Below are 10,148 nucleotides of genomic sequence, written 5' to 3'. Positions count from 1 at the left end.
CACCTGCCCCAGCGCCGCGGGCGGGGCGCGCCGCGGGCCGGTGCTACTCAAACTGATTAACTAATGAGGCCCTCTTCGCGCAGGAAGTCGTAGGCGACGGTGGCGTAATCCTCGCCGTCGACGTCCACGCGCGCGTTGAGCTGCTGCATCCGCTCGTCGGTCAAGATATCAGAGAGGGGGGCCAGCAGCTCGGCGATTTCGGGGTTTTCCTCGATAACCTCGGTGCGCACGACCGGGGCCATGTTGTACTTGGGGAAGAAGCCCTTCGGATCGCTCAACACGTGGAGATCGAGCGCGTCGATGCGCCCGTCGGTTGCAAAGACCGAGCCCAGGCGGCACTCGCCGCGGTCGAGGGCCGCGTACACCGCGCCGGAATCCATCTCCAACAGGCGCTCCCGGCTGGGCTGTTCCACGCCGTAGGCATCCAGCATGGGCATCAGGCCGTCGTTGCGGGCGATGAACTCCGCGTCCGAGCAGATGGTCTGTTCCTCGACCGGCAGCTTGGTGATGTCGTCCAGCGACTCCATGCCGTATTCCTGCGCCGTGTCCTCGCTGACGGCGAGCGCGTAGGTGTTGTTCATTGGCGCCGGCGGCAGCCAGGTCAGCCCATTGGCGGCATCGGCGTCCTTGACAGCTTCGTATTGTTTCTGGGTGTCCGGGATCGGATCCGTCTTACCCAGGTAGGTAATCCAGGCGGTGCCGGTGTACTCGAACATCATGTCCATATCCCCGGCCACCAGCGCCTGGCGCGCCGAGGTGGAACCCGGCACGTTGGTGAGATCCTCGACGTCGGCGCCGGCCGACTGCAGCAGGATGGCGCCGATCTTGCCCAGGATGATCTGCTCGGTGAAGTTCTTCGAACCGATGGAGACGTGGGTACCTGACAAATCGATAGCCGAAAGCTCCCCGTCGAGCTCGGCCGTGGGTACGAAACCGCCCGCGGTGCCCAGCCCACAGCCACCCAAGGCCAGCGTGGGCACGAGACAGGCAGCGGCGATTAGCGTGCGAATTTTCATGCGTTCATCCCCTTCGGAGTCAGGGCCACTTCCAGCAGGCGGCCCACCCATTCGACGGCCAGAGCCAAGGCCGCGATGAGCACCGCGCCGGAAACCAGGATGGAATTGCGGTACAGGTTAATGCCGGTAGTGATCAGCCCGCCGAGCCCGCCCGCGTCGATGAAGGTGGCGAAGGCGCCGGCGCCGACCAACAGCACCAGGGAGGTGCGCACGCCGGTCATGATGACCGGCAGCGCCATGGGCAGCTCGACCTTGAGCAGGACCTGGGCCGGCGACATCGACAGCCCGCGGGCGGCCTCCACCAGCGCGGGATCGACCCCGCGCAGGCCGGCCACCACGTTGGCGAGCACGGGCAGGAAGGCATAGACCCACAGGCCCGCAATCGCCACCGGCGGGCCGAAGCCCAGCCAAATGGCCAGCAAAACGATGACGCCGATGACCGGGGCGGCCTGCCCGATATTGGCCAGGCCGGTAGCCAGCGGCGCGAGGAACTTCGTGGCCGGGCGCGTGAGCACGATGCCCAGCGGCACCGCCGTGACCACCACCAACAGGGCGGTCACCGCCACGATCTGGAGGTGCTCGAGCGCCAGATAGCCGACGTTAGACAGGTCCAGGGTCCGCGCCTCGATGTCGTCGAGGTCCGCCGCCGAGTGCCAGATAAACCAGCCGATTAGCGCGGCCGCCACGAGCACCGGGATGCCTATCAATAGCAGGCGGTTTTCCGCCGAGGTGTGGGTTAGCTTTTCTTTCATTGCTCGCTGTCACCCGCCTCTGCCTTCAGGGTGCGTACGTAGTCATTGACGGTGTCGTAGAGCAGCACGCCAATGAATTTTCCGCGCCGGGTGACCATCGCGCCGCCGTGGGAGGATACGAGCATGGCCGACATGGCATCGCTCAGCGTGGAGCGGGCACCGACCACCGAGGACAACTCCACGGTGGGCTCGGGCAGGACCCGGTGGCGCTGCACCTGGCGCAGGGTGACCCACTCGCGGGGCCGATCCTTGTCATCGAGGACCACCACGGTGTCCTCGCCGGCGGCGCGGACCCGGGCGACGACCTCGTCGGCCGGCTCGCCGATGCGCGCGACCGGCGCATCCCACAAGTCCATCTCCTCGACGCGCTTCAGGCTCAGCTGCTTGAGCGTCGAACCGGAGCCGATGAAGTCCTCGACGAACTCGTTGGCCGGGGCGGCCAGGATGTTTTCCGGGGTATCGTACTGCGCGATCTGCGCGCCGGGCTGCAGAATCAGGATGCGGTGGCCGAGCTTGACCGCCTCATCGATGTCGTGGGTGACGCACACGATGGTCTTGCCCAGGTCCGACTGGATGTTGACCAGCTCGTCCTGCAGGCGGGTCCGCGTAATCGGATCCACGGCGCCGAAAGGCTCGTCCATCAGCACCACGGGCGGGTCGGCCGCCAGCCCCCGGGCCACGCCCACGCGCTGCTGCTGGCCGCCTGAGAGCTCCCGGGGGAAGCGGTCGCGGTAGACGGAAGGATCCAGGCCGACCATGTCGAGCAGCTCGTCGACGCGCTGGGCGATTTTCGACTTCGGCCACTTGAGCAGGTGCGGGACGATGGCGATATTATCCGCCACCGTCATGTGCGGCATTAGGCCGCCGCCCTGGATGACGTAGCCGATTTCGCGGCGCAGGCGCGTCGGATCCTTGGCCGTGGCGTCCTCGCCGTTGATGAGGATCCGGCCACTGGTCGGCTCGACCAGGCGGTTAATCATCTTCAGCGAGGTGGTCTTGCCGCAACCCGAAGGGCCGACGAAGGCCACGAGCTCGCCGCGCGGGATGGTCAGCGACAGGTTGTCGACGGCCGGTGAGCCCTGGCCGGGGTAGGACTTGGTGATGGCGTCGAAGACGATCTCGGCGCCAGTAGAACGGTCAGTCATGCGGAAATCCCCTTCGAGGTCGTGAGTTTCTGGAGTCCGGCGAGGCAGGCGTCGACCACCAAGGCGACGATGACCACGCCGAGCGTGCCGACGAGCGCGTAGTTGAGCGCGTTGGCACCGCCGATCTGGCTGAGGCCGGAGTAGATATAGCTACCCAGGCCAGGGCCCAGCGCGTAGGCGGCGATGGCGGCCACGCCCATCGACAGCTGCGTCGAGACGCGGATGCCGGTCATGATGACCGGCCACGCCAGCGGCAGCCGCACGCGGAACAAGACCGCGGCCGGCGACATGCCCTGCCCGCGCGCGGATTCCACGACGGCCGGGTCCACGCCCTGCAGCCCAACGATGGCGTTGCGCAGGATGGGCAGCACCGCGTAGAAGACCACCAGCGCTACCGACGGGACCGTGCCGATGCCGAAGAGCGGAATCGCCAGGCCCAGCAGGGCCAGCGAGGGCAGCGTCAAGCCGATGGACGACAGCGCGTTGGCCGCGGCGGTCGCCTTCGACGAGCGCGTCACCAGCACCGCGATAACGAGCGCGATGACCAAGGCCACGGCCACCGACTGGACGACCAGGCTGGTGTGCTGGAAAGCACGGAAAGCGATGTCCTGCCACCGGGCTCCGATGAATTCTCCGAGACCGTTCATGGGGTCAACCCTTCACGAATAAACAAAGATAAAACCATATTCCCAGCATACAGGCCTACGCGCGGCGGGCTGGGTCCGCGATCTGGTTTGGCGGTGCGATGCCTAATATCCTTTTTAGCTAACAAACCCGTCACATCCAGTAGAAAGAGTAGACATGCACGCTACTGCCGAACCCCGGCCGCTTGCCCTCAAACAGGTGGTCCCGCTCATGGTCGCGTTGCTGGCGGCGGTCTTCGCCTTCCAGCTCAACGCCTCCATGCTCTCGCCCGCGTTGGCCACCATGGAAGCCGAGCTGGGGGCGACGACCTCCCACATCGGCATGACGCAGACGGCGTTTTTCACCGCCGCGGCGCTGTTCTCGCTCTTCCTGCCGCGGTGGGGCGACCTCATCGGCCGTCGCAAGGTCCTGGTGGGCATGATGACCGTCACCGGCCTGGGCTGCCTGGTCGCCGCGCTGGCGCCGAACGTGACCATCCTGCTGCTGGGCCGTGTTATCCAGGGCGTGGCGGGCCCGACGGTGCCGCTGACGCTGATCATGCTGCGCCAGCAGGTCGCCAACGAGAAACAGTACGCCCTGCTGCTGGGCGTGTTGACCTCGGTTAACGGCGGCATCGCGGGCGTGGACGCCCTGGCAGGCGGCTTCCTGGCGGACCACTTCGGCTTCCGCTCGGTCTTCTGGACGATGGCCGTCGTCTGCGCACTGGCCGTTATCGGCGTGCGCGGCTGGACGCAGGAATCCGTGGCGGACGCGACCATCTCCATGGACTGGGCGGGCATCGCGCCGCTGGCCGTGGCGCTGGGCTGCGTGCTCACCGCCTTCAACGAGGCCGGCAAGCTTGCCGATGCCAACTGGCTCCTCGTCGTTATCCTCCTCGCGGTCGGCGTGGTCTGCCTGGTGGTCTTCTGGAACATCGAAAAGCGCGTGCGCCACCCCTTAGTCACCGTCGACTACCTCAAGCAGCGCCGCACCTGGGCGCTGCTGTCGACCACTTTGCTGACGATGACCGGCGTCTTCGCCGTCATGAACGGGCTCATCCCGAACCTGGGCCAGGACGCCGAGGTCGGCGCCGGCATGAGCGCGGACGTCGTCTCCTTCTACACGCTGACCCCGTACGCGCTGGCCGGCCTGGTCTTCGGGCCTATCGCCGGCTGGATGGCCGCGCAGGTCGGCTACAAATTCGTGCTGCAGACCGGCCTGGTCGGCACGGTCGTCGGCCTCATCGTCACGGTCTTTATCGTGGGCAACCCCGGCAAGCTGTCGCTTTTGTTCGTCTCGCTGTTTATCGGTATTACCTACGCGGGCATTGCCAACATCATGCTGAACGGGCTGGGCATCGTGCTGTCCCCGGCGGACAACCAGGGCTACCTGCCCGGCATGAACGCCGGCGCCTTCAACCTGGGCGCGGGCCTGAGCTTTGCCATCCTCTTCGGCGTGGCCGGCTCCTTCGATTCCGGCTACCACGCGGGACTGGTCACCGGCTGTATCATTTTGGCAGCGGCGTTGGCCATGAGCTTGCTCATCCCGAAGCCGGAATCCATAGGCGACACGGTCGCAGCCGCCAACCACGATTAGGAGATTGGTAGGAGAAGATGACCAAGATAATTCTGGACTGCGATCCCGGGCACGACGATGCCGTCGCCCTGCTACTGGCCCTGGGCAACCCCGGCATCGACCTGCTGGGCGTAACCACCGTCGGCGGCAACCAGACCCTCGACAAGGTCACCCGCAACGCGCAGGTCGTCCTGGAGCTGGCCGGCCACACCGAGGTCCCCGTCTACCCGGGCTGTAGCCGCCCGCTGGTGCGCGACGTCGAGGTGGCCGAGGACATCCACGGCTCAACCGGCATGGACGTGCGCGGCATCGAGCTGCCCGAGCCTTCCGTGGCGGTCGAAGACGGCCACGCGGTGGATTTCCTCATCGATACCGTCATGTCGAACGAGCCCGGCACGGTCACCCTGGTGCCCACGGGCCCGCTGACCAATATTGCGCTGGCGGCGCGGAAGGAACCGCGCATCGTTGAGCGCGTGCGCGAGGTCGTCCTCATGGGCGGCGGCTACCACCAGGGCAACTGGTCCGCGGTGGCGGAGTTCAACATCAAGGTCGACCCGGAGGCCGCGCACATCGTCTTTGGCGAGGCCTGGCCCGTGACCATGGTGGGCCTGGAGCTGACCCACCAGGCGCTGGCTACCGCCGAGGTCGAGGAGCGCTTCCGCGCGATGGGCACCGAGCTGGGCGACTTCGTGGTCGGACTTTTCGGCTTTTTCCGCGAGGCCTACCGCGAAAACCAGGGCTTCGACGACCCGCCGGTCCACGACCCGTGCACGATTGCCTACCTCATCGACCCGGCCATCGTGCGCACGGTCAAGGCGCCGGTCCAGGTGGAGCTAAGCGGCGCGCTGACCACCGGCATGACCGTCACCGACTTCCGCGCCCCGGCCGGCGATGACTGCCACACGCAGGTCGCCACGACGCTCGACCACGCGGCCTTCTGGGACCTGGTTGTCGAGGCCGTCGGCGCCCTTTCCGGTTGCGAGGACTAGCCAGCTGCTTTAGAGTCGGCCCCATGACATCGGGGGATTGTTTGCAGCGCTTCCTGGCTGCCAGTGCGCAGCCGGGCATCGCTGTCATTGAGGGCGCCTGGCACGCCGACTGGGCCAGCCTGCGCGCCGACATGACGCAGAATCAGGACGAGGTCGAGCGCGTCATCGGCTTGGCCGAGACGCTGTTCGGCACCGTCCAGCACCGCCGCCGCCAGCGCCGCGTGCGCGCGAACGCCGAGCGGCTAGGCCACGGGCTGCAGGTCCTGGACGTGGTCTGCGGGGTGCTGCGGCGGGTGAAAAACAAAAACGACGCCTGGCGCATCATGGAGGAGCTGTCCGGCCTCGAGCTGGGCGCCGCCGGCATGCGCCGGGCAGCTGCCCGGAAGGTCCGCGCCGCCGCGCCCAAGCCGGAGCCGGTGCCGGGCGTGGTCTATACCCGCTCCACCGCGGGCCTGTGGGCCATGCGCCTAGTCGCCGATGCCGGGCTTGTCGCCGACATCAAAGCCCACGTCAAAGACGTCGAGGACGCCCGCGCCCTGTTCACCGGGGAGGGCGGCGCCGAGCGCGCCCACGTCACCACCAACGTGGTGCTAAACTTGGAAGACTTCGGCGATCTGGTTTCCGGCGGGGAGGGCGAGGATATCGCCGTCCAACTGACCAACGGCGCTGTCATTAGCGGCGCCGAACTGGTCACCCGCGCGCTTGCCGATGCCGGCTACGTCGGCGTCTTCGACCCCGTCGCCGGGCCGGTCAACCTCTACCGGGACAGCCGCCTGGCCTCCTGGAAGCAGCGGCGCCTGGCGACGATGGAACACCCCGTCTGCGCCTGGCCGCAGTGCCTGGCCGGCGCCGACGAATGCCAGGTCCACCACATCCGGCCCTGGTTTTCCGGCGGGCCGACCAACCAGGACAACCTGGCCACCCTGTGCCCGCACCACAACGGCGCGAACGAGGACGGCGTGGACAACCCGAAAAAGCGCGGGCGCCTAGCCCGAGTGCGCGGCAAGACCGTCTGGGTGCCGCCGGAGCGCCCGCCCGATCGGCCCGCCGCTGGGGCTGCTGCAGTCCGGGCCTAAACGGCGCGCGTTAAAGAGTAGGAGCCTGACAAGGGCGAGTGCGGAAAGTGCGGGTCTAAAACACCGCAAACCCAAAAAACGAGAAAGGCGTCAAAGACTACAAAAACGAGGCGTTCGCGGGAAAATTCCCCACGAACGCCCCGTCGGCGTGTCTAAGCGCGGCTAGACGCCTTTTGACCAGTGGGGCCAGCGGGGCTCGAACCCGCGACCAACGGATTATGAGTCCGTAGCTCTAACCGACTGAGCTATAGCCCCTGGAAACCGCGCGCAGCGCTGGAAGAGCGCTGGAAGCTAGTGTAGCGGGGCGGCGGTGGCGGGTGAGACACTGGGGGTGTGGTGCCAGCGGCACGTGCGGGGTGGTTCTAAAATCGGCAGTATGACGGTCGAAGAGGTAGACCCCCTAATCACCGCGCTGTACCGCTGGTCCGATGTCAGCGGCGTGCTGCTGATGGGAATCATCGGCGGCACGATTGCGCGCCAGCGGGGCTACGACATCGTGGGCTTTTTCTTCATCGCGCTGTTCTCGGCGCTGGGCGGCGGCATGATCCGCGACGTGCTGATTAACCGCGGCACCGTCGCCGCCATGAGCGAGCCGGAGTATCTCATCCTGGCGTTTACCGGCGCGCTCATCGCTCGCTTCGTCTATTTCAAGGGCAAGACCTGGGAGTTTTTCGAAGTCCACGGCGACGCCCTGGTCTCCGCGCTGTGGGCGGCCACCGGCGCGGTGAAGGCGATTACCTATGGCCTGCCGGTCCTGCCCTGCATCATGATGGGCGTGTTCACCGCCACGGGCGGGTCCATGATCCGCGACACCGTCACCGGGCGCACCCCGGCCGTCTTCGGCGATAACCGGCCCACCGTCATCCCGGCGGTCGCCTGCGCCGTCACGGTCCTCATAGCGCACCAGTTCGGCTTCATGGCCGTGGGCATGGTGGTCGGCCCCATCATCAGTTTCGTGCTCACCCTGTGGGGTTACTGGGGCAACTGGCGGGTGTCCACGAACCAGGAATGGGCGCCGGTCAATGATACGGCGGCGCAGATGGCATCGTTGGCCAAGAAGGCCGAGCACAAGGGCCGGGCCGTGGGCCGGAAGCTGGAGCCGGGCAAACTGCGGCGGTGGCGGCATCGGCAGATGGAAAAGGCCCTTAAGCGGCGCATCGAGGCCGAGGTGCGCAAGGGTGCGCGCCGCACGGACGCGGAGACCGCCGCCGACGAGTTCATGGAGGAATTCACCTCCGAATTCGCCGCCGTCGACCCCACCGCGCTCGACGATGCCCCCGCCGACGACAGCCCCGAAGACCAGGGCCTGCTGTCCGGCATGGGAGTCGACCTGGCCGGGGACTCCTACGACAGCGATGACTCCGCCCACCGCGATATGCTCGACCGGATCTTGGCCGACGACGACCTGACCGACGAGCTCATCGAACGGCTGGTCAAGCGCTACGAGCAGCGCGGCGAGTAAAAACCTGAAAACAGCCAGCAGTTGGGTGGCATTAAACGTTCAGGTTGACGGTCTAATTTGGCTGATATGAACCTGAAATACTACCTGTTCCAACTGTGGGGAATCCTGGTCGATCACGGCCTGCCCCTGTTGGGCATTGTGCTAACCGCGGTGCTTATCCCGCGGATTGGCCGGCTCGTGGTGCGCATCATCGAAAGCCGGCTGGACCAGGAGGAAGAAGCCACCAAGGCGCGCCTGGCGCTGGTCGGGGCGCTTGTCTACGTCGGCGAGGTCGTGGCCTACTTCTTGCTGGTCGTGGCGGCCCTGTCGAATATCGGCGTGCCGCCGCTGGGCGCGGCCATCCCCGCGACCGTGGTCTCTGCCGCCGTCGGCTTCGGCGCGCAGTCCATCATCGGTGATTTCCTGTCCGGCTTCTTCATCCTGTCCGAGAAGCAGTTCGGCGTGGGCGACTACGTCAGCTTCGACGGGGCGACGGGCATCGAGGGCACGGTCGTGGCCCTGACGCTGCGTACCACCAAGGTGCGCACGCCCACCGGCGAGGTCGTCACGGTGCCCAACGGCTCGGCCGGCGTGGTCACCAACTACTCCCAGGACTGGTCGCGTGCGGTGGTCAACCTCGCGGTGCCGGTCTCGACGGGGGAGAACCCCGCCGATATCACCGCGCAGGTCGAGCGGATTTCCCGGGAAGCGATTGCGGATCCGCAGATCGCCCCCGATGTCGTCGACGAAGTCGAGGTCCTGCCCGCCACCGGCCTGGAGGCCCCCACGGCCGCCGGCCAGCCCTGGCAGGTCAACTACCGCGTCATGGTGCGGGTCAACCCGGCCCGGCAGTGGGCCGTCGAGCGCGGCATCCGTTCCGCGCTGCTCAACGCCTTCTGGGACCACTACCACCTGGCCGGCGATGCCCCCGGCGAGCTGCCCGGCCCGGCCGTGGAGACTACCCGCCGCGAGGAGGCTGGCGATGCGCCGGCGCAGGAGGCAGCGGACGCCGAGACCGTGGTCCTGGCCGGTCCCGACGGTGCCACGCCGATGGAAGACCCCGCGGACGTGGCCGCCGACCAAGCGGCCCTGCAAGGCGACGACGAGGAGGCGCCGGCGGGGACCGGCAGCATCTGGCGCGACGACCAACCGACTACTCGCTGGGGCAAGCTGGTGACCCTGGGCGGGCGGATTAGGGCCTCGACGACGGGGCTCTTTGCGGCCCTGGCGGTCATCGGCATCTTGGCGTTGGCCTCGAGCAACCCGGAAAACGCCAGCGCCGGCTGGCTGTCGCCGGCGAACTGGATGCCGACGACGACGGAATCGGCGCCGGAGACCACGCCCGCCGAGGACGCGGACGCGGGCACGGGCACCGCGGAGGCCACGGAGCCGACCGCCGAGAATGCCGAGCCCCAGCCCGACGCTGCGACCGAGACCACCGCGCCGCAGGCCGAGCCGGAAGGGCAGGCGGGCGCAGCGGGCTCGGCGGGCTCGGGGGATTCGGCGGGTTCGGCCGGCCAGGCGGGGCAG

At 67.4% G+C, this 10,148-nt stretch carries 9 protein-coding genes and 1 tRNA gene; 5 read left to right on the top strand and 5 right to left on the bottom strand.

Features of this window, described 5'->3' with window-relative positions; translation table 11 throughout:
- Nucleotides 1–56: 56 nt before the first annotated feature.
- From ACEE23_RS11235 to ACEE23_RS11220, 4 genes are read right to left on the bottom strand one after another with little or no spacing between them, the layout of a single operon-like run.
- Nucleotides 57–1,016 (bottom strand): glycine betaine ABC transporter substrate-binding protein, encoded by a 960-nt coding sequence (locus tag ACEE23_RS11235; RefSeq protein ID WP_368518957.1) that lies wholly within the window; start codon nt 1,014–1,016, stop codon nt 57–59.
- A complete protein-coding gene (locus tag ACEE23_RS11230) occupies nt 1,013–1,768 on the bottom strand; it encodes an ABC transporter permease (RefSeq protein ID WP_368518958.1) in 756 nt (251 codons plus the stop codon). The genes ACEE23_RS11235 and ACEE23_RS11230 overlap by 4 nt, the downstream gene beginning before the upstream one ends.
- Nucleotides 1,765–2,913 carry an ABC transporter ATP-binding protein gene (locus ACEE23_RS11225; RefSeq protein WP_368518959.1) on the bottom strand — a complete coding sequence of 383 codons (1,149 nt, stop codon included), beginning with the start codon at nt 2,911–2,913 and terminating at the stop codon, nt 1,765–1,767. Before ACEE23_RS11225 ends, ACEE23_RS11230 begins: the two co-directional genes overlap by 4 nt.
- Nucleotides 2,910–3,560, bottom strand: coding sequence for an ABC transporter permease (locus ACEE23_RS11220; RefSeq protein ID WP_368518960.1), 651 nt, complete (start codon nt 3,558–3,560; stop codon nt 2,910–2,912). The genes ACEE23_RS11225 and ACEE23_RS11220 overlap by 4 nt, the downstream gene beginning before the upstream one ends.
- A 154-nt stretch (nt 3,561–3,714) precedes the next feature.
- On the opposite strand from ACEE23_RS11220, the gene uriT reads away from it, so the two are divergent.
- The 3 genes from uriT to ACEE23_RS11205 are packed head-to-tail and all read left to right on the top strand — an operon-like array spanning nt 3,715 to nt 7,177.
- Nucleotides 3,715–5,133 (top strand): uridine transporter UriT, encoded by a 1,419-nt coding sequence (gene uriT / locus ACEE23_RS11215; protein ID WP_368518961.1) that lies wholly within the window; start codon nt 3,715–3,717, stop codon nt 5,131–5,133.
- 17 nt (nt 5,134–5,150) lie between these two features.
- Nucleotides 5,151–6,101: a uridine-preferring nucleoside hydrolase UriH gene (gene uriH / locus ACEE23_RS11210; protein WP_368518962.1), complete on the top strand. Its 951-nt coding sequence runs from the start codon at nt 5,151–5,153 to the stop codon at nt 6,099–6,101.
- 23 nt (nt 6,102–6,124) lie between these two features.
- Nucleotides 6,125–7,177, top strand: coding sequence for an HNH endonuclease signature motif containing protein (locus ACEE23_RS11205; RefSeq protein WP_368521573.1), 1,053 nt, complete (start codon nt 6,125–6,127; stop codon nt 7,175–7,177).
- 181 nt (nt 7,178–7,358) lie between these two features.
- On the opposite strand, the gene ACEE23_RS11200 is transcribed toward ACEE23_RS11205, so the two are convergent.
- Nucleotides 7,359–7,432, bottom strand: a tRNA-Ile gene (locus tag ACEE23_RS11200).
- 121 nt (nt 7,433–7,553) lie between these two features.
- Here ACEE23_RS11200 and ACEE23_RS11195 point away from each other — a divergent pair.
- Both ACEE23_RS11195 and ACEE23_RS11190 read left to right on the top strand, forming a co-directional pair.
- Nucleotides 7,554–8,639, top strand: coding sequence for a trimeric intracellular cation channel family protein (locus tag ACEE23_RS11195; protein ID WP_368518964.1), 1,086 nt, complete (start codon nt 7,554–7,556; stop codon nt 8,637–8,639).
- Nucleotides 8,640–8,705: 66 nt separating this feature from the next.
- A partial coding sequence (locus ACEE23_RS11190) for a mechanosensitive ion channel domain-containing protein (RefSeq protein ID WP_448873618.1) occupies nt 8,706–10,148 on the top strand: 1,443 nt, incomplete at its 3' end.

The sequence above is a fragment of the Corynebacterium sp. 32222D000AT genome, assembly GCF_053546955.1.
The sequence above is the reverse complement of the archived record's forward strand: the minus strand, read 5'-3'. Positions and strand labels throughout refer to the sequence as shown.